This is a genomic window from Mycobacterium sp. H4Y (assembly GCF_000364405.1).
Lineage (GTDB): Bacteria > Actinomycetota > Actinomycetes > Mycobacteriales > Mycobacteriaceae > Mycobacterium > Mycobacterium intracellulare.
The window spans coordinates 364,103-386,359 of the sequence record NZ_AKIG01000001.1 but is presented as its reverse complement, the minus strand read 5'-3'; the positions used below and the strand labels follow the sequence as shown (position 1 = coordinate 386,359).

At 68.9% G+C, this 22,257-nt stretch carries 18 protein-coding genes and 1 tRNA gene; 9 read left to right on the top strand and 10 right to left on the bottom strand.

Annotation, left to right across the window (positions count from 1 at the left end):
- The first annotated feature begins 39 nt into the window (after nucleotides 1-39).
- Nucleotides 40-720, top strand: a complete 681-nt coding sequence (locus W7U_RS01855; RefSeq protein WP_008254234.1) for a response regulator — start codon at nucleotides 40-42, stop codon at nucleotides 718-720.
- A gap of 59 nt (nucleotides 721-779) precedes the next feature.
- Here the strand turns inward: W7U_RS01855 and W7U_RS01850 are convergent, their stop codons facing one another.
- The 8 genes from W7U_RS01850 to mfd form a co-directional block, all read right to left on the bottom strand.
- On the bottom strand, nucleotides 780-1,085 hold the full coding sequence (locus W7U_RS01850; RefSeq protein ID WP_008254232.1) for a hypothetical protein: 306 nt from the start codon (nucleotides 1,083-1,085) through the stop codon (nucleotides 780-782).
- Between the two features lie 111 nt (nucleotides 1,086-1,196).
- The gene (locus tag W7U_RS01845; protein ID WP_008254229.1) at nucleotides 1,197-2,147 is read right to left on the bottom strand and encodes a Ppx/GppA phosphatase family protein; all 951 of its coding nucleotides are present in this window, start codon (nucleotides 2,145-2,147) and stop codon (nucleotides 1,197-1,199) included.
- Nucleotides 2,141-2,629 carry a DUF501 domain-containing protein gene (locus W7U_RS01840; protein WP_008254226.1) on the bottom strand — a complete coding sequence of 163 codons (489 nt, stop codon included), beginning with the start codon at nucleotides 2,627-2,629 and terminating at the stop codon, nucleotides 2,141-2,143. Before W7U_RS01840 ends, W7U_RS01845 begins: the two co-directional genes overlap by 7 nt.
- Nucleotides 2,622-3,323: a septum formation initiator family protein gene (locus W7U_RS01835; RefSeq protein ID WP_008254224.1), complete on the bottom strand. Its 702-nt coding sequence runs from the start codon at nucleotides 3,321-3,323 to the stop codon at nucleotides 2,622-2,624. The genes W7U_RS01840 and W7U_RS01835 overlap by 8 nt, the downstream gene beginning before the upstream one ends.
- A gap of 1 nt (nucleotide 3,324) precedes the next feature.
- On the bottom strand, nucleotides 3,325-4,617 hold the full coding sequence (gene eno / locus W7U_RS01830; RefSeq protein WP_008254221.1) for a phosphopyruvate hydratase: 1,293 nt from the start codon (nucleotides 4,615-4,617) through the stop codon (nucleotides 3,325-3,327).
- Between the two features lie 47 nt (nucleotides 4,618-4,664).
- Nucleotides 4,665-5,393, bottom strand: a complete 729-nt coding sequence (locus tag W7U_RS01825) for a lytic murein transglycosylase (protein ID WP_008254220.1) — start codon at nucleotides 5,391-5,393, stop codon at nucleotides 4,665-4,667.
- Between the two features lie 317 nt (nucleotides 5,394-5,710).
- Entirely contained in the window at nucleotides 5,711-6,691 is a 981-nt protein-coding gene (locus tag W7U_RS01820) for a nucleoside triphosphate pyrophosphohydrolase (RefSeq protein ID WP_008254218.1), read from the bottom strand.
- On the bottom strand, nucleotides 6,691-10,362 hold the full coding sequence (gene mfd, locus W7U_RS01815; RefSeq protein WP_168160310.1) for a transcription-repair coupling factor: 3,672 nt from the start codon (nucleotides 10,360-10,362) through the stop codon (nucleotides 6,691-6,693). Before mfd ends, W7U_RS01820 begins: the two co-directional genes overlap by 1 nt.
- Nucleotides 10,363-10,538: 176 nt before the next feature.
- Here mfd and lysA point away from each other — a divergent pair, with 176 nt between their 5' ends.
- Entirely contained in the window at nucleotides 10,539-11,888 is a 1,350-nt protein-coding gene (lysA, locus tag W7U_RS01810; RefSeq protein WP_008254214.1) for a diaminopimelate decarboxylase, read from the top strand.
- An 84-nt stretch (nucleotides 11,889-11,972) separates the two neighbouring features.
- On the opposite strand, the gene W7U_RS01805 is transcribed toward lysA, so the two are convergent.
- Nucleotides 11,973-12,566 carry a TetR/AcrR family transcriptional regulator gene (locus W7U_RS01805; protein ID WP_008254212.1) on the bottom strand — a complete coding sequence of 198 codons (594 nt, stop codon included), beginning with the start codon at nucleotides 12,564-12,566 and terminating at the stop codon, nucleotides 11,973-11,975.
- A gap of 157 nt (nucleotides 12,567-12,723) precedes the next feature.
- Here W7U_RS01805 and W7U_RS01800 point away from each other — a divergent pair.
- From W7U_RS01800 to W7U_RS01780, 5 genes are all read left to right on the top strand, one after another.
- Nucleotides 12,724-12,795 (top strand) — tRNA-Gln (locus W7U_RS01800).
- Between the two features lie 132 nt (nucleotides 12,796-12,927).
- Nucleotides 12,928-14,409 carry a bifunctional UDP-N-acetylglucosamine diphosphorylase/glucosamine-1-phosphate N-acetyltransferase GlmU gene (gene glmU, locus W7U_RS01795; RefSeq protein ID WP_008254210.1) on the top strand — a complete coding sequence of 494 codons (1,482 nt, stop codon included), beginning with the start codon at nucleotides 12,928-12,930 and terminating at the stop codon, nucleotides 14,407-14,409.
- A 91-nt stretch (nucleotides 14,410-14,500) separates the two neighbouring features.
- Entirely contained in the window at nucleotides 14,501-15,481 is a 981-nt protein-coding gene (locus tag W7U_RS01790; RefSeq protein ID WP_008254209.1) for a ribose-phosphate diphosphokinase, read from the top strand.
- Nucleotides 15,482-15,826 (top strand): arsenate reductase (glutaredoxin), encoded by a 345-nt coding sequence (gene arsC, locus W7U_RS01785; RefSeq protein ID WP_008254208.1) that lies wholly within the window; start codon nucleotides 15,482-15,484, stop codon nucleotides 15,824-15,826.
- Nucleotides 15,823-16,479 carry an LpqN/LpqT family lipoprotein gene (locus tag W7U_RS01780; RefSeq protein ID WP_008254207.1) on the top strand — a complete coding sequence of 219 codons (657 nt, stop codon included), beginning with the start codon at nucleotides 15,823-15,825 and terminating at the stop codon, nucleotides 16,477-16,479. Before arsC ends, W7U_RS01780 begins: the two co-directional genes overlap by 4 nt.
- A 2-nt stretch (nucleotides 16,480-16,481) precedes the next feature.
- Here the strand turns inward: W7U_RS01780 and W7U_RS01775 are convergent, their stop codons facing one another.
- Complete coding sequence (locus tag W7U_RS01775) at nucleotides 16,482-19,778, bottom strand: LuxR C-terminal-related transcriptional regulator (protein ID WP_081490149.1); 3,297 nt, start codon at nucleotides 19,776-19,778, stop codon at nucleotides 16,482-16,484.
- A gap of 152 nt (nucleotides 19,779-19,930) precedes the next feature.
- Between W7U_RS01775 and W7U_RS01770 the strand changes: the two genes are divergently transcribed.
- Both W7U_RS01770 and W7U_RS01765 read left to right on the top strand, forming a co-directional pair.
- Complete coding sequence (locus W7U_RS01770; protein ID WP_008254204.1) at nucleotides 19,931-21,172, top strand: cytochrome P450; 1,242 nt, start codon at nucleotides 19,931-19,933, stop codon at nucleotides 21,170-21,172.
- Complete coding sequence (locus W7U_RS01765) at nucleotides 21,169-22,038, top strand: oxidoreductase (protein WP_008254202.1); 870 nt, start codon at nucleotides 21,169-21,171, stop codon at nucleotides 22,036-22,038. The genes W7U_RS01770 and W7U_RS01765 overlap by 4 nt, the downstream gene beginning before the upstream one ends.
- The last annotated feature ends 219 nt before the right edge of the window (nucleotides 22,039-22,257 follow it).

Sequence of the window (22,257 nt, the reverse complement as noted above, 5' to 3'; positions counted from 1 at the left end):
CGACGATGCAGAGCGCAGCGATGAGGAGGAGCGGCGCATATGACCCGCGTATTGGTGATCGACGACGAGCCGCATATCCTGCGCGCGCTGCGCATCAACCTGTCCGTGCGGGGCTATGAGGTGGTCACCGCGTCGAGCGGCGCGGGCGCGCTGCGCGCCGCCGCCGAGCACAAGCCCGACGTAGTGATCCTCGACCTCGGCCTGCCCGACATCTCCGGGATCGACGTCCTGGCGGGTCTGCGCGGGTGGCTCACCGCACCGGTGATCGTGTTGTCCGCGCGCACCGACTCGTCGGACAAAGTGGAGGCGCTCGACGCCGGCGCCGACGACTATGTCACCAAACCCTTTGGGATGGACGAGTTCCTGGCCCGGCTGCGCGCGGCGGTCCGCCGTAACACCGCAGCATCCGAAGTCGAGCAGCCGGTGATCGAAACAGAGTCGTTCACGGTCGATTTGGCCGCCAAGAAGGTCAGCAAGAACGGCGGCGAGGTCCACCTCACCCCCACCGAGTGGGGAATGCTCGAGGTACTCGTGCGCAATCGCGGCAAGTTGGTCGGCCGCGAGGAGCTCCTCAAGGAGGTGTGGGGCCCGGCGTATGCCACCGAAACCCATTACCTACGGGTGTATCTCGCGCAGCTGCGCCGCAAGCTCGAAGACGACCCGTCGAACCCCAAACACCTGCTGACCGAGTCGGGCATGGGCTACCGCTTCGAGGTATGACGCCCGCGGTCGTCGACATAGTCCCATCCGCCACACGCGTCCCTCCGGAGCAGGACATGTCAATTGCCCACCTCCGAGCGACAACCCGCGGCCTCGCGCAACGCCAGCACGCGCTGATGAATTCGATGCTCGGTGCTGCGCGGCAGGTAGCCGGGGCCGTACCTTCCTCGCCCTAGTCGCCGTACCCGCCCACGACCGATCTCCCACCGCAGCGCGTCCGAAATCGCCTTCGACGGCCTGCCGTGCACCGAGAAGCGGTGCCAGTTCAAGGCTTCGATCAATTCGTCGATGGTTGCCGGCCCGTGAACGGCCAGCTGCATCGTGAGCACGTAACGCAGCTCGATGCCTTTGAGTGCATGGTTCATTCCGGGACGGTCGCACAGGGGTACGACACCGCCGAAGTTGTCGCTCGGAGGTGGGCAATTGACATGTCCTCCTCCGGAGGGGCGCATGTGGCGGGTGTGACTAAACCCGGCCTATTCGGCGATCGACAGCACGATGCCGTCCAAAATGTCGTGCTCGCTCACCGTCAACTCCTCGATACCCGCACGGGCGCGCAACTCGCGGGCCAACTCCTCCACCACAATCGCACCACCGCCGATCACGTCGGCCCGCCCCTCGTGCATCGGCGGCAGCGCAGCGCGCTCGGAGCGCGTCATCCCGATCAGCCGTTCACACACCGCCAACAGATCCGCACCGGCGACGCGTGAAAGATGAATGGCCGCAGAGTCATACGCCGGCAAGTCGTGCGCCAGCGCGGACAGGGTGGTCATCGTCCCGGCCAATCCGACCCACGTCCGCGCGCCCTCGACGGGCACCACGCCCAGCGCGACCTCGAGCCGCTCGCGCACCACCTGCCGGGCCGCCGCCACTTCCGCGGGCGTCGGCGGGTCCGAATGCAGGCAACGCTCGGTCAGCCGGACGCAGCCGATGTCGGCCGAGTAGCTGGCCACCACCGCCTCGCCCCCCCCGACGATTTCGGTGGAGCCCCCACCGAGGTCGACGACGACGAAAGGTCCGGCCCCACCGTCCAATTCGCCGACCGCGCCGCGGAACGACAGCTCGGCCTCCTCGGCGCCGCTGATGACCTCGGCCACCGCACCGGGCAGCACCGCGCCCAACACGTCGGCCGTCATCGCGAAGAAGTCGTCGCGGTTGGCGACATCGCGGGCCGCCGAGGTCGCCACCATCCGCACGCGCTCCACCCCATGCGTTTTCAGCAGCGCGGCGTAGTCCGCCAACGCGGCCCGGGTGCGGGCTATGGCCTCGGCCGCGAACTCGCCGGTCGCGTCGACACCCTGGCCGAGCCGCACGATCCGCGTCTCCCGATGCACGTCACGCAGCCGCCCCGACCCTTCAACATCGGCGATCAACAAGCGAATTGAGTTGGTACCGCAGTCGATTCCCGCGAGCCTGCCGTTCACCATTGGCCCTCCACCAAGATGCCCGCCATCGCGGGCTCGCCGGCCAGCATCGCCAGCGCCTCGTCGCCGAACGGATTCACGCCCGGCCCCTTGGCCAGCGAATGCGCGATCAGCACGTGCAGACACTTGACCCGGTCGGGCATCCCGCCGCCGGTGAAGGTCGTCCCCAACGATTCGATCGCGTCACGCTCGGCCAGATAGGACTCGTGCGCGCGCCGGTACGCGGCCGCCAGGTCCTCGTCGCGGCCCAGCCGCTCGGTCATCTCGCGCATCAATCCCGTCGTCTCGAGCCTGCTCGCCGCCGCCGTCAGCGCCGGATGTGTCAGGTAGTACAGCGTCGGAAACGGCGTTCCGTCAGGCAATTTCGGCGCGGTCTTCACCACGCCGGGTTCGCCGTTGGGACACCGGTAGGCGATTTCGAGCACCCCGCGCGGCTCCCGCCCGAGCTGGCGGGCCACCGCGTCCAGGTCGGCACGATCAACCACCGGGACCGGGGGAATTCGGCGCGGACGGACCCGGTTCGGCCGGCGGGGCCGGGGCTTCGGCGGGCGGCGGCGCGGGAGGCGGCGCGGCCGGCGGCAGGTGCGGGGCGTCGGCGATGGTGTGCCACAGCGACGTGTACCACGGGTCGTTGTTGACCGGTTTCGCCGACGGGGACCCCGGCTGGGTCGGCTCGGCCGCCGACGGGGGAAGCTGAACCTGGAACGGGATGTCGCCGGGCTTTACGAAGCCGAGCCGCTCGCGGGCCTGCGCCGCAATGTAGGCCGGGTCACCGAGTTTGGTCTTTCGCTGCTCCAAATCCGCGATCTGACGGCGCAGCGCCGCCTCGCTGGCGGCCAGCTGATTCATCTCGGTGCGCTGCGCGAAATAGGTGCGCACCGGTCCGGCGATCGTCAGCGTCAGCACGCAGATCACCGCGGCCAGCACCGCCGCGCGTCGCGCGGTGAAACCGAGCCGTTGCTCGGAGCGCTGCTCAACCGATTCGGCGGCCTGCCGGGCGATGGGTTCGACGACATGCTCTTGCTGCGCGGTGTTGCGGCCGCCGTGGTTGGCCGTGGGCGATGTCCGCGCGGACGGCTTCGACGACGGCTTGGCCGACCGAGGGCGCCGAACCGAAGCGCCGGCCTTCCCCGGACGCGATGCCGGGGAACGCCGCTTCGGATCCGGCTTGCTGGGCAAGCTATTTGGCCTCCGGCGGCGTATACCGCGGGAAGGCGAGATCGCCGGCGTAGCGGGCGGCATCGCCGAGCGCCTCCTCGATCCGCAGCAGCTGGTTGTATTTGGCGACGCGCTCGCTGCGGGCGGGCGCACCGGTCTTGATCTGCCCGCTGCCGACGGCCACCGCCAGGTCGGCGATCGTGGTGTCCTCGGTCTCGCCGCTGCGATGGCTCATCATCGTGCGGTAGCCGCTGTGATGGGCCAGCGCGACGGCGTCGAGCGTCTCGGTCAGCGTGCCGATCTGATTCACCTTGACCAGCAACGCGTTTGCCACACCCTTGTCGATACCCTCTTCCAGGCGTTCGGGATTGGTGACGAAGATGTCGTCGCCGACGATCTGCAGCCGGTCACCGATGGCCGCGGTCAGGGTCGCCCAGCCATCCCAATCGTCTTCCGACAGTGGGTCTTCGATGGACACCAGCGGATAAGACCCGAGCAGCCCGGCGTAGAACTCCGTCATCTGCTCCGCGGTGCGGGTGCTGCCCTCGAATTTGTAACCCGTCCCGTCGGTGAAGAACTCGGTGGCCGCCGCGTCGAGGGCCAGCGCCACGTCGGCGCCGAGTTTGAAGCCGGCCGAGTCGATGGCCCGGCTGATCAGGTCCAGTGCCGCGGTGGTGCCCGCCACGTCGGGGGCGAAGCCGCCCTCGTCGCCCAGGCCCGTGCTCAAGCCCTCCTTCTTGAGCACCGATTTCAGCGAGTGATACACCTCGGCGCCCCAGCGCAGCGCCTCGGCGAAGCTGGGCGCGCCGATCGGCGCCACCATGAACTCCTGGATGTCGACGGCGGTGTCGGCGTGCGCGCCGCCGTTGAGAATGTTCATCATCGGCACCGGCAGGATGTGCGCGTTCGGGCCGCCGAGGTAGCGGAAAAGCGGCAACTCGGCGGAATCGGCGGCCGCCTTGGCCACGGCCAGCGACACACCCAGGATCGCGTTGCCGCCCAGCCTCGACTTGTCGGGCGTGCCGTCCAGGTCCAGCAGCGCCTGGTCGACCAGCCGCTGATCGTCGGCGTTGAGGCCGATCACCGCCGGGCCGATCTCGTCCAGCACGGCCTGCACGGCCTTCTGCACACCCTTGCCGGCGTAGCGCTCGCCACCGTCGCGCAACTCGACGGCCTCGTGCTCACCCGTCGACGCGCCCGACGGCACCGCCGCGCGGGCAAAGGTCCCGTCGATCAGGGCAATCTCGACCTCGACTGTCGGGTTGCCGCGGGAATCGAGGATCTCGCGGGCCCCGACCTGCTCGATAATCGGCACTGGGGTTCTCCTTGTTCGCGTAAGGCCTGGGTCAGCGATACATCCTGCTATAGCGGGTGACCTTTCGCGTAAGCGGTCGCCCAATCCCGGACCGCCCGGGCGTAGACCCCGGAATTGTTGTAGGCCCGCAGCGCGGTGATCCAGCCCCGCGGCGTCGCGAGATCCTTTCCGCGCCAACACAGGTAGCCCGCCGCGGCGAGCGCCGCGTCGTCGATGTTGTCGGGGCTGACGCGGCCGTCGTTGTGAGCGTCGACACCATAGAGCCGCCACGTCTCGGGGATGAACTGCATCGGCCCCATGGCACGCGTCACGCCGTCGCCGTCGGTGAGGTCCTCGTCGGTGTCGACGATGCGCAGCGTCCCGCCGCTGCCGTCGAGCCGGACACCGCGGATCGGCGGGCTGACGTCCCCGTTGGGGGCCAGCGTGGCGCCGCGGTAGGTGCCGTGGTGGCTCTCGACCTGTCCGATGCCCGCCAGCGTGGTCCAGGCGATGTGGCACTTCGGGTTCTCGACTTCGGCGACCCGGGCCGCGTACGCGTAGGCCTCGAGCGCGATCAGCGGGATCTCCAAGGCCGCCGACCGTGGTTGGGCCCAGTCGCGCAACTGTTCCGCGGGCCGACCGCTGGCGTGCGTGTCCACCGGCGGCACCGGGTCGCCCGCGGGGGGCGGCACGCCGTCGGGGATGAACAGGCTGAGTTGCCACGTGCAACTGGAGGCCAGAACGATCGCGGTCGCGCCGATCACGGCGGCCGCGCGCATCCAACGCCTCGGCGACACCATGCTTTCCTGAGCTCCCCTAAACTCGCCTGCACCAACTTCCGCCACACCATCGTCCCATGCGTTCGGGGACTGCTCGGTCGCGTCGGGCCTCGGCGCACCGGCGTCGTGCCGGGTTCAGCTAATTACCGATTAGCTGCTGGCCGCCTTGGCTAGCGCGGTCAGACCAACGCCGACCACGGGGATTCGCAACCTCATCCGCGATATTACCGACGGGCCGAGGACAAATCCGGCAAACACCGCGGCGATCGCTCTCTCCGATGACGGCGGGCGGGAAATATCCGTGGCGCGCCCGCCCGCGAGGCGTCGTCGCGCGCTCAGGCCTCGTCGGCAACGGCGTCGGTGGCGGCCTCCTTGGGGGCCGAGTCACCCGTCGGCCAGTGCTCGCGCCACTCCTTTTCGGAGACTTCACCGAGCGGGGCCACGTCGAACTCGTCGGGGACGTCTCCCCCGCGGCGCGCCGTGGCGATCGCCCGTTCCGCACCACGAACCGTGTCGACGAAGTCCAGAACCGCTGTGCGCAGAGCGCTTTCGGCATCGACATCGGCCGACACGCGGATCGAGGTGATTTCGTCGGGGATCAGGTCGGCGGGCACACCGGCTTTGCCGGCGCGCTGAATCACCTTCTGGGCGAGCGCCAGCGCGGGCTGCCCCGTGTGCACATCGTCCATCACCGATTTGCGCGGCTTTTCGGACGCCTTGCGCTCTTCCCACTGGGCCAACTGCTCTTCGAGCGAAATCGATTGCCCGGCAAGCACTCCCGGGACCCGATTGCCCAGTTTGCGCATCAGGGCGCCGGCGACGTCATCGATGGTGAAGGCGGACTGCGGCGCCTCCTCGGCGATGCGGGCGTGGAAGAGGACTTGCAGCAGCACGTCGCCGAGCTCGTCGCGCAGCGCATCGGCGTTGCCGCTGCCCACCGCGTCCAGCAGCTCGTAGGTTTCCTCCAACAAAAACCTGCGCAGCGAATCGTGGGTTTGCTCACTCTCCCAGGGCCCGGCGGTGCGCAGTTTGTCCATCATGGCCACGGCGTCGACCAGCCGTTCGCCGCGCGGCGTCTCGGGCGCCGAGATCAGCCGGGCCCCGGCCGCCAGGCGGGCGGTCACGGCCGGGTGGTCGGGGTCGGACGACAGCAGCACCGGCGCGTCCGCACCGGAGTGCACCGGACGCGCCGCCGACAACGACCAGGGCACCGCGACGGGCATCTCCTCGGTGTACTGCACCTCACCGGCGAGATGCTCGATGGCTTCGATGGGGACCAGCGACGGGCGGCGGGGGTCGAACAACACGACGATCATTACCGCCCCTCACTCGTCATCGATGCAGGCAGTTCACTCGTTATACCAATATCCGTCTGAGCTTTGCCCTGCAGTGCGGTCACCAGGTTTGCCACCATCTGCACCAGCTCGACGTCGCGCAGCCGCGGCGCGCCCACCCCGCCGGCGCGCGGGATGGGGACCTGCACGGTGGAGGTCGTGGCGCGGTAACTCGCCGCCGGATACATCCGCTTGAGCCGCACCTGCGCCGAATCCGGCAGCGTCATCGGCGAGAGCCGCACGGTGGCCGCCGACGGCGCCGACACCTCGGTGATGCCCGCGGCGCGGCACAGCAGCCGCAGCCGGGCCACCGCCACCAGCCGCAGGGCCGGCTCGGGCAGCGCTCCGTAACGGTCGACGAGTTCCTCCACGACCGCGTCGATCTCGCCGTCGGAGGCCGCCGCGGCCAGCCGGCGGTACGCCTCGAGCCGCAGCCGGTCGCTGGCGATGTAGTCCGGCGGCAGGTGCGCATCGACCGGCAGGTCGATGCGCACGTCCTTCGGCTCCTCGGCCGTCGTGACGGTGTGGCCGTCGGCGGCCGCGCGGTAGGCCTCCACGGCCTCGCCCACCAGGCGGACGTACAGGTCGAAGCCGACGCCGGCGACGTGCCCGGACTGCTCGACGCCCAACACGTTTCCGGCGCCGCGGATCTCGAGGTCCTTCATCGCGACCGCCATGCCAGCGCCGAGCTCGTTGTTCTGCGCGATGGTGGCCAGCCGGTCGTAGGCGGTCTCCGTCAGCGGCGCATGCGGCGGATACAGGAAGTAGGCGTAGCCGCGCTCCCGGCTGCGGCCGACCCGGCCGCGCAGCTGGTGCAGCTGCGACAGGCCGAAGGTGTCGGCGCGCTCGACAATCAGCGTGTTGGCGTTGGAGATGTCCAGCCCGGTCTCCACGATCGTGGTGCACACCAGGATGTCGTATTCGCGGTTCCAGAACCCCTGCACCGTGCGTTCCAGCCGTTCTTCGGGCATCTGCCCGTGCGCGACGACCACCCGCGCCTCGGGCACCAGCTCCCGGATCTTCGCCGCCGTCCGGTCGATGGAGCTGACCCGGTTGTGCACGTAGAAGACCTGCCCGTCGCGCAGCAGCTCGCGCCGCAAGGCGGCCGCGACCTGCTTGTCGTCGTGCGGGCCGACGTAGGTCAGCACCGGGTAGCGCTCCTCGGGCGGGGTCAGGATCGTCGACATCTCGCGGATCCCGGCCAGGCTCATCTCCAGCGTGCGCGGGATCGGGGTGGCGCTCATGGTCAGCACGTCGACGTGGGTGCGCAGCGACTTGATGTGCTCCTTGTGCTCGACGCCGAACCGCTGCTCCTCGTCGACGACCACGAGGCCGAGGTCCTTCCAGCGCACCCCCGTCTGCAACAGCCGGTGCGTGCCGATCACCACGTCCACCGACCCGTCGGCCAGGCCCTCGATCACGGCCTTGGACTCGGCGGGGTCGGTGAACCGGGACAGGCCCTTGACGGTCACCGGGAACCCGGTCATCCGGTCGGTGAAGGTCTGCAGGTGCTGGTCTGCCAGCAGCGTGGTGGGCACCAGCACGGCCACCTGCTTGCCGTCCTGGACCGCCTTGAACGCCGCCCGCACCGCGATCTCGGTCTTGCCGTAGCCCACGTCGCCACAGATCACCCGGTCCATGGGGATCGGCTTTTCCATGTCCCCCTTGACCTCGGTGATCGCGGTCAGCTGGTCGACCGTCTCGGTGTACCCGAACGCGTCTTCCATCTCGGCCTGCCACGGGGTGTCCGGGCCGAACGCGTGCCCGGGGCTGGCCTGTCGCTTGGCGTACAGGGACACCAGCTCGCCGGCGATCTCGCGCACCGCGCGGCGCGCCTTGGTCTTGGTGTTGACCCAGTCGCTGCCCCCGAGCTTGCTCAGCGCCGGCGCCTGCCCGCCGACGTACCGCGACAGCTGATCCAGCGAATCCATTGGGACATAAAGCTTGTCTGTATTTTTGGCCGCGCCACCACGGTTCTTGCTGGACGCGTACTCCAGCACCAAATACTCGCGCCGGGCGCCGCCGACGGTGCGCTCGACCATCTCCACGAACCGGCCGATGCCGTGCTGATCGTGCACGACGAGATCACCGGCGGTCAGCGCCAACGGGTCAACGGTGTTGCGCCGCTTGGCCGCCAGGCGCTTGCCCTCGACGGCGGCGACCCGGCTGCCGGTGAGGTCGGTCTCGGTGATCACCACCAGCGTGGCGCCGGGGATGATGACGCCGTCGTGCAGCGGGCCCTTGAGCACGCCGACTATCCCCTTTTTCGGCCGAACTTGGCCTGCGGCCCCGGATTCCAGCATGGCGGCGGGCGTGTCGCATTCGGCCAGCCGTTCCACCACGCGGTGCGCGGTGCCGGCGCCCGGGGCGACGACGACGGCGTAGCCGCCGGTGCTGACGTGCGCGCGCAGCATCGCGAAGATGCCGTCGATGTCGTGCTGATGGCCGCGCGCCGAGGGCGCCGCCCGGATGTCCAGCTCGACGGCCGACTCGTCGGACAACTGGCTCAACGTCCACCACGGATGCCCGCCCTTGGCGGCCGCGGCCCGCACGTCGTCCAGCTCGGCGAATCCCGATCCGCCGAATTGCGCGACGTCGACGGGGGCGTCCGTGCCCATGGCGGCCGCCGACCACGAGGCTTCGAGGAATTCGCTGCCGGTCTTGATCAGGTCGGCGGCGCGGGTGCGGATCTTCTCGGGGTCGCACAACAGGATCGGGGTGCCCTGCGCCAGTTGGTCGGTCAGCAGCACGTGCTCGCCGGGCCGCAGCACGGGCAGCAGGGCCTCCATGCCGTCGACCGCGATGCCCTCGGCGAGCTTGGCCAGCATGTCGGTGACGCTGCCGGTGATCGCGGGCTCGGTCGCCGGGTGCCGCGCGGACAGCTCGGCGGCCCGTTGCCGCACCTCCACCGTGAGCAGCAGCTCGCGGCAGGGCACCGCGATCAGGGTGTCGACCTCGATCTCCGGGATCGAACGCTGATCGGCGACGGAGAACATCCGCATCTCGCTGACCTCGTCACCCCAGAACTCGATGCGCACCGGGTGCTCGGCCGTCGGCGGGAAGACGTCGAGAATCCCGCCGCGCACGGCGAACTCGCCGCGCCGGCCCACCATGTCGACCCGGGTGTAGGCCAGCTCGACCAGCCGGGCGATCACGTCCTCGAATTCGACTTCCGCACCGACGCTCAACGTGACCGGCTCGATCAGGCCGAGCTGCGGTGTCATCGGCTGCAGCAGCGAGCGGGCCGCGGTGACCACGACCTGAAGGGGAGGGCCCAGCCGCGCGTCGTCGGGGTGGGCCAGGCGGCGCAGCACGGTCAGCCGGGCGCCGACGGTGTCGACGCCCGGCGAGAGGCGCTCGTGCGGCAGCGTCTCCCAGGACGGGAAGACCGCGACGGCATCGCCGAAGACGCCGCGCAGTTCAGCGGTCAGGTCGTCGGCTTCGCGCCCGGTCGCGGTGACTACCAGCAAAGGACCCAACCGCGCCAGCGCGCTGGCCACGAACAACCGTGCGCTGGCTGGACCCACCAGGTGCAGCTCGGCCGGCGACGCGGCCGCGCTGTCGATCAGCTGCTGGAAGGTCGGCGCGGTGAGCGCCAATTCAACGAGCCCCGCGATCGGGGTTTCTGGGCGAGCAGCCCCCGGTGCGGTCATGATGGATTCCATTCTAGGGCGGCTTGCCCGGCTCCTTCCTCCCGCCGACGCGGCGCTCGCCGTCGCCGGGCGGGGGGACCGCCGGACACGCCGATCCGCGTCAATATCGGGCTCGGCGTCGTCAAGGGATCGTCAAGAAAGCTCTACGCGTGCGCCCGCGGGCGCACGTTGGATTCATGACATTGCTGGACATTCTGCCGTCGCTCGGCCACGCGGCTCCGCCGCGCTTCGACCCGGCGATCTGGCCGCTGACCGCCCATCCCGACGAGGAGGGCAGGCTGTGCGTCGGCGGTGTGGCGCTGGCCGATATCGCCGACGAATTCAACACCCCGGCCTACGTGATCGACGAAGCCGACTTCCGGCATCGCGCCCGCCGCTATCGCAAGACGCTAGGCGGCGCTGGGAACACAGTGGTCGTCTACGCCGGCAAGTCGCTGCTGACCACCGCGGTGGCCCGCTGGGCCCGCGACGAGGGCCTCGGCGTCGACGTCTGCTCGGCCGGTGAACTGGCCACGGCCCTGGCCGGCGGCGTGGACCCGGCCCGCATCGTCATGCACGGCAACGCGAAATCGCCCGACGAGCTGCGCGACGCCGTGGGCGCCGGGGTGGGGCGCATCGTGGTGGACTCCTGCATGGAGATCGCCTACCTCGCCGGGCTGGCGCGGCGGCGCCAGCGGGTGCTCATCCGGGTGACGCCCGACATAGACATCCACGGGCACCGCGCCGTCACCACCGGCGTCAGCGACCAGAAGTTCGGCTTCACGCTCGCCGGCGACCACGCCGCCGACGCCGTGGCCCGCGTGCTGGCGCACCCCATGCTCGACCTGGTCGGCCTGCACTGCCACATCGGCTCGCAGGTCAGCGACGCCGCCCTGTACGGCGAGGCCATTCGGCGGATGATCGCCGCAATGGCCGACATCCGGGCCCGGCACGGCGTCATCCTCACCGAGCTGAACATCGGTGGCGGACATGCGATCCCATACGTCCCCGGCGACCGCGAGCTGGATCTCGACGAGCTGGCCGCGGCGATCGAGGACGCCCTCGACGAGGCCTGCGCCGCCGAGCAGTTCCCCCGCCCGCAGATCGTGGTGGAACCGGGCCGGGCCATCAGCGGCCGCGCCGGCGTGACCCTGTATCGGGTGCGCTCGGTGAAGACGCAATGCGGCGGTCGCACCTTCGTCGCCGTCGACGGCGGCATGAGCGACAACCCGCGGGTGGCGCTGTACGGCGCGCAGTACGCCGTCGCGCTGGCCAACCGGCATCCGCTGGGGCTCAAGCAAACCGTCACCGTGGCCGGCCGGCACTGTGAATCGGGCGACGAGATCGCCCGCGACATCGAGTTGCCGGCGGATCTGCGCCCCGGCGACCTGCTGGCCGTGGCGTGCACCGGCGCCTACCACCACAGCATGGCGTCCAACTACAACATGGTCGGCAGGCCGTCGCTGGTGGCCGTCAAGGATGGCCGGGCCCGCGAACTGGTTCGCCGCGAGACCGTCGCCGACCTGATGGCGCGTGACTGCGGGTAGCCCGTCGCGGTCTACTCGTCGGGCGTAACGCCACGGCGAAAATTCCGACCGATTATCGCCGTGCCGTTACGCGCGCGAAGCGGTCTACTCGTCCTGCAGGCGGGGGTCGGCCTCCAGCCCGATCAGCCCGTTCCACATGAGGTTGACCAGGTGCGCGGCCACCACTTCCTTCTTGGGCTCGCGGGTGTCGAGCCACCACTGCGCGGTCATGGACACCGAGCCCACCAGCGCCTGGGCGTAGAGAGGAGCCAGGCCCGGATCCAGGCCGCGACGGGAGAAATCACCGGCCAGGATGGAGCTGACCTGGTTGACGGCGTCGTTGAGCAGGCTCGAGTAGGTGCCCGAGCTGATCGCGGCCGGCGAGTCGCGGATCATGATCCGGAAGCCGTCGGTGCGCTCTTCGACGTAGGTGAGCAGGGCAAGGGCGACCCGCTCGACCCGCACCCGGGAGCGGTTGTTGGTCAGCGACGAGGTGATGCCGTCCAGCAGCGCCGACATCTCCCGGTCGACGACCACGGCATAGAGGCCCTCTTTGCCCCCGAAATGCTCGTAGACGACCGGCTTGGACACGTTGGCCCGCAGCGCGATCTCCTCGATCGAGGTGCCTTCATACCCGCGCTCGGCGAACAGCGAACGCGCGATGCCGATGAGTTGTTGGCGGCGTTCGGTGCCGGTCATCCGCGCGCGCGGCGCCCGCACCTCTTTGTCGGGTCCTTTTTGCGTTTGGGGGTCCAGCACGGCCACGTCAATCAGCGTATCGGGCGGTGGGCGGTTCGGTGGGCCGCAAGCGCCCCGCATCGTCATCCGACTAAGCCGACTAAAGTCTTCTTGGCGATCCGTCGTGGTGTAATCGGCAGCACCTCTGATTTTGGTTCAGATAGTTCAGGTTCGAGTCCTGGCGACGGAGCTTCCTCCGAATCGGGCGCGGGTCTCCCGCGGCTCGATTTTTTGCCTTCACCGCAGATGAGGTGACACGCTTGACGGCGTGTCGGCGCTTCCGCGCGCAGCCCGCGCGGGACGAACCCGAAAAGGAGGGTTGATGTCGTCTCCTGGTGATACCGCGGTCGTGGTGCTCGCGGCCGGGCCCGGCACCCGGATGCGGTCGGACACCCCGAAGGTGCTGCACACCATCGGCGGGCGCAGCATGCTGTCCCACCTCCTGCACGCGATCGCCAAGGTGGCGCCGCAGCACCTGGCCGTGGTGCTGGGCCACGATCACGAGCGCATCGCCCCGCTCGTCGCCGACTGGGCCGACGCCCTCGGACGCCCCATCGACGTGGCCCTGCAGGACCGGCCGCGGGGCACCGGCGACGCCGTCCTGTGCGGCCTGTCCGCGCTGCCCGAGGACTACGCCGGGGTGGTCGTCGTCACCTCGGGCGACACCCCGCTGCTGGACGCCGACACCCTCGCCGACCTCATCGCCGCCCATAGCGCGGCGCCGGCCGCGGCCACGGTGCTGACCACGACGTTGAGCGACCCCAGCGGCTACGGCCGCATCCTGCGCACCCAGGACAACCAGGTCACGGCGATCGTGGAGCACGCCGACGCCACCGAATCCCAGCGCGAGATCCGCGAGGTCAACGCCGGCGTCTACGCCTTCGACATCGCGGCGTTGCGCTCGGCGCTGAACCGGTTGAGCTCCAACAACGCCCAGCAGGAGCTGTATCTGACCGACGTCATCGCCATCCTGCGCGGCGACGGCCTGGCGATCCACGCCCGCCACGTCGACGACAGCGCGCTGGTGGCCGGCGTCAACAACCGGGTCCAGCTCGCGCAGCTGGGCGCCGAGCTCAACCGGCGCATCGTCGCCGCCCACCAGATGGCCGGCGTCACCATCGTCGACCCGGCCACCACCTGGATCGACGTCGACGTGACGATCGGCCGCGACACCGTGATCCACCCCGGGACTCAGCTGCTGGGCCGCACCCAGGTCGGCGGGCACTGCGTCGTTGGCCCGGACACCACCCTGACCGACGTCAGCGTCGGCGACGGCGCCTCGGTGGTGCGGACCCACGGCACCTCGTCGTCCATCGGCGCCGGGGCCACCGTCGGCCCGTTCACCTACCTGCGGCCCGGCACCGTGCTGGGCGACGACGGCAAGCTGGGCGCGTTCGTCGAGACCAAGAACTCCACCATCGGCACCGGCTCCAAAGTGCCGCACCTGACCTATGTCGGGGACGCCGACATCGGCGAGCACAGCAACATCGGCGCGTCCAGCGTGTTCGTCAACTACGACGGCGAATCCAAGCGGCGGACCACCATCGGTTCGCACGTCCGCACCGGGTCGGACACCATGTTCGTGGCTCCGGTGACGGTCGGCGACGGCGCCTACACCGGCGCGGGCACCGTGGTGCGCAACGACGTCCCGCCGGGAACGCTGGCGGTCTCCGCAGGTCCGCAACGCAACATCGAGGGCTGGGTGCACCGCAAGCGCCCCGGCAGCGCCGCCGCGCAAGCGGCCGAGGCCGCCGAAAAGGCCACCGGCCAGCCGCCCGCCGCAGAAACCGAACAGACATCGTGACGTCGGTAGCTGGCAACCCGGCCACATTTCCGTACGATTCGCTTCGTACGATGGGCACTTCCATTGGGATCCGAACGGCAAGGGCAGCACGGTGAGCCACGACTGGACCGATAACCGCAAAAATTTGATGCTCTTCTCCGGTCGGGCGCACCCCGAGCTGGCCGAGCAGGTGGCCAAGGAGCTCGACGTCCACGTCACCGCGCAGACCGCGCGCGAGTTCGCCAACGGCGAGATCTTCGTCCGGTTCCACGAATCGGTCCGCGGGTGCGACGCCTTCGTGTTGCAGTCGGCGCCGGCGCCGGTGAACAACTGGCTGATGGAACAGCTCATCATGATCGACGCGCTCAAGCGGGGCAGCGCCAAGCGGATCACCGCCGTCATGCCGTTCTACCCCTACGCCCGCCAAGACAAGAAGCACCGCGGCCGCGAACCGATCTCGGCGCGCCTGGTCGCCGACCTGCTCAAGACCGCCGGCGCCGACCGGATCGTGACCGTCGACCTGCACACCGATCAGATCCAGGGCTTCTTCGACGGGCCCGTCGATCACATGCGCGGGCAGAACCTGCTCACCGGCTACATCCGGGACAACTACCCCGACGGCAACATGGTGGTCGTCTCCCCCGACTCCGGCCGGGTGCGCATCGCCGAAAAATGGGCCGACGCCCTGGGCGGTGTCCCGCTGGCGTTCATCCACAAGACCCGCGACCCGCGGGTGCCCAACCAGGTGGTGTCCAACCGCGTCGTCGGTGAGGTGGCGGGACGCACCTGCGTTTTGATCGACGACATGATCGACACGGGTGGCACCATCGCCGGCGCGGTCAAGCTGCTGCACGACGACGGCGCGGCCGACGTGGTGATCGCCGCGACGCACGGTGTGCTCTCCGACCCGGCGGCCGAGCGGCTGGCCGGCTGCGGCGCCCGGGAGGTGATCGTGACGAACACCTTGCCGATCGGTGAGGAGAAGCGTTTCCCGCAGCTGACGGTCCTGTCCATCGCGCCACTGCTGGCCAGCACCATCCGTGCTGTGTTCGAAAACGGCTCGGTCACAGGGCTGTTCGACGGGGACGCCTAAATGGCCGACACCGTCATCTACCACAACCCCCGCTGCAGCACCTCCCGCAAGACACTGGACCTGTTGCGCGACAGCGGCCTTGAGCCCGAAGTCGTCGAGTACCTGAAGAACCCACCGTCGCGTGCCGAGCTGGTGAAGATGATTCGCGACGCCGGCATCGACGTGCGTACGGCGGTGCGCAAGCGTGAATCGCTGTATGAGGAGCTCAATCTCGCCGACGCGACCGATGAACAATTGCTCGACGCCATGGTCGAACACCCGATCCTGATCGAACGGCCCTTCGTCGTCACGACGAAGGGCACTCGGCTGGCCCGCCCGATCGACGCGGTCCGCGAGATTCTGTGAATCGGTTCGGCAGCTGCGCGGCCGGTGCCGCGATAGTTGCACTGGCCGTGTCGGCCGCCGGGTGCGCCCCGAAAGCTCCTGACTATCAATCGATCTTGTCGAAGACGCCGACGACCTCTACCACCACCCCGACGGCAAAGCCGGTCCCCCTGTCGCAGTATCTGCAAAGCATCGGGGTTACCGGCCAACCCGTGGCACCGGGATCCGTTCCCGGCCTGACGATCTCGATCCCGACGCCGCAGGGCTGGGCGCCGTTCACCAGTCCCAACATCACACCGCAAACCTTGATCATCTCCAAGGGCGGTAAATTTCCGACGGCGCGGCTGGTGGTCTTCCAGCTGAACGGGGATTTCGACCCGGCCGAAGTCATCAAGCACGGCAACGACGATGCGCACCTATTCGAGAACTTCAAGCAGCTGGACGCCTCGGGCGCGCCGTACAACGGCTTCCCGTCGTCGATGATCCAGGGCAGCTACGACCTCGACGGTATGCGGCTACACAGCTGGAACCGAATCGTCATCCCCACCGGGCCGCCGCCGGACCGCAAGCGCTACCTGGTGCAGCTGACCATCACCAGCATGGCCAACCAGGCCGCCGCGGAGTCGACGGACATCGACGCGATCATCCGCGGATTCGTCGTCGCGGCGAAATAGATTCAGGAGCGACGGCCCGCTTCCTGCACCAACTGGACCCGGGATGTCAGGCCGAGCTTCGAGTAGACGTGGGTGAGGTGCGTCTGAACGGTGCGCGGCGAGATGAAAAGCCGCGCGCCGATGTCCTTGTTGCCCAGTCCTTCACGGACCAGGCGTACAACATCGTTTTCCATGGGCGTCAGCGATTCCCAGCCGCTACTCGGGCGTTTGCGTTCGCCATGCCCGCGTTGCGCGTAGGCGATCGCCTCTTTGGTGGACAGTGCGGCGCCCTCGTCCCATGCGGCGTCAAAGACATTCTGCCCCAATCCTTCTCGTATGGCCGCTACCGCCGAGTCGTAGCCCTCCTGATACAACGCAAAGCGGGCATGACCCATGCGCTCGCGGATCGCGGCGGACGCGCCGAGCAGGCGGGCCCCGTATGAATGGGTGCCGACGTCGGCCGCCAATCGGACGAGGCATTCCAACGCGTCGGCCACCCGCAGATATCCCTGGGTGCGGGCGGCGATCACGAGGGCTTCGTGTGCGTCGCGCTCGGCCTGGTCGAGATCGCCCTGGGCTAACGCGATGTGCGCCCGCACCGTTCGCGCACCCATTTGGTGCCAACCCGGGACCACCGCGACGGTGTCATCGACCCAACGGCGGGCGGCGGCGACGTCACCGCATGCCAGCGCGGCCTCAGCCATCGGATTGAAACACCTCGCGTAGAGCTCGCGCGCCGGAACCGTATGCCGCCACGCCTCTTCGGCGGCCTGCCGTGCGCCCGCGGCATCGCCGGTAATCAGGGCCGCATACGCAAACATCGCATACATGGTGTCTCCGTAGAGTCCACCCATGGCCTCGGCGGCATTGAGTGCGGATTGCGCAGACGTTAGCAGGGTGGCCGCCCGCCCCTGGAAGGCGAGCACCTGTCCATAGCCCACTTGACCGAAGACCGTCATCGGGAGATCGCGGGCAGCCTCTGCTTCCTCGGCCAACGCATGCAGGACCTCTTGCGCCTCGGTGAGATTGCCCTGCATGCACAGCGCCAGGCCCAACCACGTCCGACAGTTCCGGGAGAAGAACCGATCGCCGAGCGCGTCAGCAAGGTCACGTCCTTCTTCCGCCGCCGCCCGCATCGGAATAGGTTCACCTGCATAGCAATTCGTCACCGCCAGATAGGCAAGAGTCTGACACAGACTCCACCGATCATCGATCGCACGAACCAGGTCGATGGCCTCGTCAACGTAGGATTCGAGTTTGTCGACCTCGTAGAGTGCCAACGCGCCCCGCCCCACCAGGGCCAGGGCGAGCAACGCCGGGACGTCGAGCTCACGAGCGATCGCCAACGCCTCGCGGGAACGGTCCACATCCCCGCGGGCCCCCGCCCACGCGCACAGCACACCGTGATAGGCGACCCCGCGCACCCAGGCCGCGGGCGTGACGTGCGATCGCGTTTCGTCGGTCAATAGCGCGTCGAACCCCGCCAGTCCTTCCCGGAACCGCCCGCAGCGGATCCAGACCTGCTGTACCGCGGACACCAGCTCCAGCGCAATCTCCGGCTCGGATTTCTCCAGGCTCCAGCTGTAGGCGGCTCGCAGGTTGTCGATTTCGCTTTGCGCCCAATTCAACAGCGCCTCAAGGCCGCTCAACCCATGTGACTCTAAGTCAATGGCCCTGGCCGTGTAGTAGTCGCGGTGGCGCGTGCGAACCTCGTCGGCCTCACCGGACTCACCAAGCTTTTCCTGGGCGTACTGGCGCACCGTCTCCAGCAAGCGGTAGCGCATCCCGTCGGCGGTGTCGTCGGCGACGACGAGAGATTTGTCGACCAGCAAGCTCAATTGATCCAGCAGCTGGTAGCTTTCGACATCGCTGTCGGCGCCGACGGCTTGGGCAGCATCCAGGTCGAAACCGCCGGCGAACGCGGCCAGCCGCCGAAACAGCACCTGCTCCGGTTCCGTCAGTAGCGCGTGCGACCAATCCACCGAGGCTCGCAGCGTCTGCTGGCGGCGCACCGCGGTGCGCGCACCCCCGGTGAGCAACCGGAACCGGTCATGCAGGCTGTCCACGATCTGATGCAACGACAGCGCCCGAACCCGCGCGGCGGCGAGCTCGATCGCCAATGGCATGCCGTCCAGACGCTCGCAGATCTGCTCGAGCAGTGCCCGGTTTTCCTCTGTCACAACGAATTCGGGGCGAGCACGCCGCGCCCGGTCGATGAACAATTCGATGGCCTCGTCGGCAAGGGACAACGACGGAACCCGCCAGCTCAACTCCCCGGGCAAGCCCAGCGGCTCGCGGCTGGTGGCCAGGATCGTCAATCGTGGGCAGGCCGCCAGCAATTCGACGACCATCGCGCCGCACGCGTCAAGCAGGTGCTCACAATTGTCGAGCAACAGCAATACCTTCTTGTCGCCGAAGAACCGAACGAGCAGATCCATGGTGGAGCGGCCCGGTTGATCGGGCAGTCCGAGCGTGCGGGCCACGGTCACCGGCGCCACTTCGGGGATGGTGATCGGCGCGAGGTCGACGTACCAGACCCCATCGGAGAAGTCCGCGGCCACTCGTGCGCCGCTTTCGACGGCCAGCCTGGTCTTTCCCGCGCCGCCGGCTCCGGTCAGCGTCACCAGCCGGTTGGCGGTGACGATGTCCCGCAACTCGCCCAGTTGCGCTTGGCGGCCGACAAAGCTCGTCAACTGGGCGGGAAGGTTCTGCGCCACAACAGCTGTGCGGACGCGCAGCGGCGGGAACTCGTTGCGCAGATCGGGATGACACACCTGCACGACCCGTTCGGGACGCGGGAGGTCTCGCAAGGGATGGCTGCCCAGATCGGCCAGCCAGACGTCCTCGGGAAGGCGGTCGACGACCAGCGATTCGGTCACCCCCGACAACACCGTCTGACCACCATGCGCCAAGTCGCGTAGCCGCGCGGTGCGATTGATCGTCGGGCCGGCGTAGTTGGCGTCGTCGCGCAGCTGGATCTCGCCGGTGTGGATTCCGATGCGCAGCCGGATCGGGGCCAGCGGGGCCCGCTGCAACTCCACCGCACAGGCCACCGCGTCGGACGCCCGCGCGAAGGCGGCCACAAAGCTGTCGCCCTCACCCTGTTCGAGCGGGCGCACCCCGTCGTGCGAGGCGATCGCCTCGTTCACCGTCTTGTTCAGCTGGACCAGCGCGGCCGTCATCTCCTCGGGCCGCGTTTCCCACAGCCGCGTCGAGCCCTCGACATCGGCCAGCAGCAACGTCACCGTTCCGGTCGGCAGCAACTCGACCACGCCCAAATCGTCCCAGGTTAGCGACGGTATTTCCGCATGTTGGCTCATGTTAGTCAGCATCGCCTCCGCCGACTAGGCAAAACATCGGCCAATACGCGCAGATCGCCTTCGCGCGGCGCGCGGATCTACGACCCTCGGGCCGTAGATCTACGCGCCAGGGCGGATGGTCTCGGCCGCGCGGCGCCGGATAGTCGACTGCCATGACCACTCTCATCAGCGGATGCCCGAACGTTTTCGACGCCGGCCTTCCCGTCATCGCCTACGACCACCTCACCGACCCCGACGCGGCGCACCGCGTCATCGACGACGCCCGCGAGCTCTCCCCGATCGCGGTCGGCCCCCACGGACCGGAGGTGTTGAGTTACGAGCTGGTCCGGACGGTGTTGCGTGACAGCCGATTCGTCACCGCGCACGGCCTCGGGCTCGGCCTGCAAGGCGTTACCTCCGGCCCGCTGTGGGACAGGGCCATCAGCAACATCCTCGGACTCGACGGCGCCGCGCATCACCGGCTGCGCCGCCTGGTGTCGAAGGCCTTCGCACCGCGGGGCGCGGAGCGGCTGCGCGCCCTCGTCATCGAGATCATCGACGGCCTGGTCGACCCGCTCACCAACGCGGGGCACTGCGACGTCGTCGCCGACATCGCTCGCCGCTACCCGACGCCGGTCATCTGCGCGTTGCTGGGTGCGCCGCCGGAGGATTGGCACCTGTTCAGCGACTGGACCGATGACATCAAGAAGATCTTCGATTGGAACGTCGCCGAAGACGGTCCGGCGATCCTGGCCGCATGGGATCAACTCGACGCCTACCTCGAGGAGTTGATCGCGCGGCGGCGCGCGTCGCTGTCCGACGACCTGATCTCGGAGCTCATCCGGACCGAAGATGATGGAGACCGGCTCACCCACGACGAACTGCTCATGCTGTGCGCGACGCTGCTCGGCGCCGGTACCGACACCACCCGCAACCAGCTCGCCGCGGCGGTGCAGGTGTTGGCCGACCAGCCCGACCAGTGGGCGCTGCTCGCCCAGCACCCCGAGCTGGCCGCCAACGCGGTTCACGAGCTGATGCGTTACTACCCAATCGTTTTCGGCACCATCCGGGAAACCGTCGAAGGCGTCGAGCTGGCCGGGGTGTGCATTCCCGCCGGCACCCTGGTGCTCGCCAATACCGCCGCGGCCAATCGCGACGCGAGCGTGTACGACCGGCCCGACCGCGTCGACATCACGCGTGAAGACCCGCCGGCGATGCTCACCTTCGGTGGCGGCGTGCACTTTTGCCTCGGCGCCCACCTCGCGCGCCTCGAATTGACCGAGGCGCTGCGGGTGATCACCCGACGCATGCCCACCCCCCGCCGCACCGGACCCGCACCGTGGAAAGCCATCAGCGGCATCACCGGACCGACGACCCTGCCGCTGGCCTCCGATGTCGGTACTGTTCAGCCATGACGAACTGGACCGCCGCAGACCTTCCGTCGTTCGCCGAACGAACCGTCATCATCACCGGCGCCAACAGCGGGTTGGGCGCCGTGACCGCACGCGAACTGGCGCGCCGCGGGGCCACGATCGTCATGGCCGTGCGCGACATCCGCAAGGGCGAGACCGCCGCCCGGACCATGGCCGGCCGGGTCGAGGTGCGTGAACTCGACCTGCAGGACCTGTCGTCGGTGCGCCGGTTCGCCGACGGGGTGGGCACGGCCGACGTGCTGATCAACAACGCCGGCATCATGGCGGCCCCGTTCTCCTTGACCGTCGACGGCTTCGAGAGCCAGATCGGCACCAACCACCTGGGCCATTTCGCGCTCACGAACCTGCTGCTGCCCAAGCTGAGCGACCGGGTGGTGACCGTGTCGTCGATGGCGCACTGGCCGGGACGCATCAGGCTCGACGACCTGAACTGGCAGGCGCGCCGGTACTCGCCGTGGCTGGCCTACAGCCAGTCCAAGCTCGCCAACCTGCTGTTCACCAGTGAGTTGCAGCGACGCCTGGCCGCGGCCGGATCCCCGCTGCGCGCGATCGCGGTCCATCCCGGCTACTCGCACACCAACCTGCAGGGCGCCTCCGGCCGCAAGTTGGGTGACGCGCTGATGTCGGCCGCGACCCGGGTGGTCGCCACCGACGCCGATTTTGGCGCGCGGCAAACGCTGTACGCGGCGTCACAGGATTTGCCCGGTGACACCTTCGTCGGCCCGCGATTCGGCTATCTGGGCCGCACCCAACCGGTGGGGCGTAGCCGGCGGGCCAAGGACGCGGCCACCGCCGCCGAACTGTGGGCGCTGTCCGAGCAGCTCACGAAGACGCAGTTCCCCCTCTGAAGTCCCCCCCTGCAGTCACATGGGCCACGCTGGCCCCAGGTGTCCTGGCCGAGGGGGTGGGCCTTTTGCCCACCTCCGAGCGACAACCGCGGGCGCCCGCCGCACCTCGCCTCGCCTTCCGCGCGGCGCCCCTTTGTCGCTCGGAGGTGGGCACTTGCAACATCTCCCGGAAGAGCGACGGGAGTGACAGAAGTGACAAGCGTGGCGTCCGCGGCCCGA

What these genes read in the sequence shown, in the direction of transcription:
- lysA (WP_008254214.1), top strand. Translation starts at nt 10,539, where the DNA reads ATGACATTGCTGGACATTCTGCCGTCGCTCGGCCACGCGGCTCCGCCG.
- mfd (WP_168160310.1), bottom strand. Translation starts at nt 10,362, where the DNA reads ATGACCGCACCGGGGGCTGCTCGCCCAGAAACCCCGATCGCGGGGCTC.
- W7U_RS01850 (WP_008254232.1), bottom strand. Translation starts at nt 1,085, where the DNA reads ATGAACCATGCACTCAAAGGCATCGAGCTGCGTTACGTGCTCACGATG.
- W7U_RS01805 (WP_008254212.1), bottom strand. Translation starts at nt 12,566, where the DNA reads ATGACCGGCACCGAACGCCGCCAACAACTCATCGGCATCGCGCGTTCG.
- arsC (WP_008254208.1), top strand. Translation starts at nt 15,482, where the DNA reads ATGGCCGACACCGTCATCTACCACAACCCCCGCTGCAGCACCTCCCGC.
- glmU (WP_008254210.1), top strand. Translation starts at nt 12,928, where the DNA reads ATGTCGTCTCCTGGTGATACCGCGGTCGTGGTGCTCGCGGCCGGGCCC.
- W7U_RS01845 (WP_008254229.1), bottom strand. Translation starts at nt 2,147, where the DNA reads ATGGTGAACGGCAGGCTCGCGGGAATCGACTGCGGTACCAACTCAATT.
- W7U_RS01855 (WP_008254234.1), top strand. Translation starts at nt 40, where the DNA reads ATGACCCGCGTATTGGTGATCGACGACGAGCCGCATATCCTGCGCGCG.
- W7U_RS01820 (WP_008254218.1), bottom strand. Translation starts at nt 6,691, where the DNA reads ATGATCGTCGTGTTGTTCGACCCCCGCCGCCCGTCGCTGGTCCCCATC.
- W7U_RS01775 (WP_081490149.1), bottom strand. Translation starts at nt 19,778, where the DNA reads ATGAGCCAACATGCGGAAATACCGTCGCTAACCTGGGACGATTTGGGC.
- W7U_RS01765 (WP_008254202.1), top strand. Translation starts at nt 21,169, where the DNA reads ATGACGAACTGGACCGCCGCAGACCTTCCGTCGTTCGCCGAACGAACC.
- W7U_RS01770 (WP_008254204.1), top strand. Translation starts at nt 19,931, where the DNA reads ATGACCACTCTCATCAGCGGATGCCCGAACGTTTTCGACGCCGGCCTT.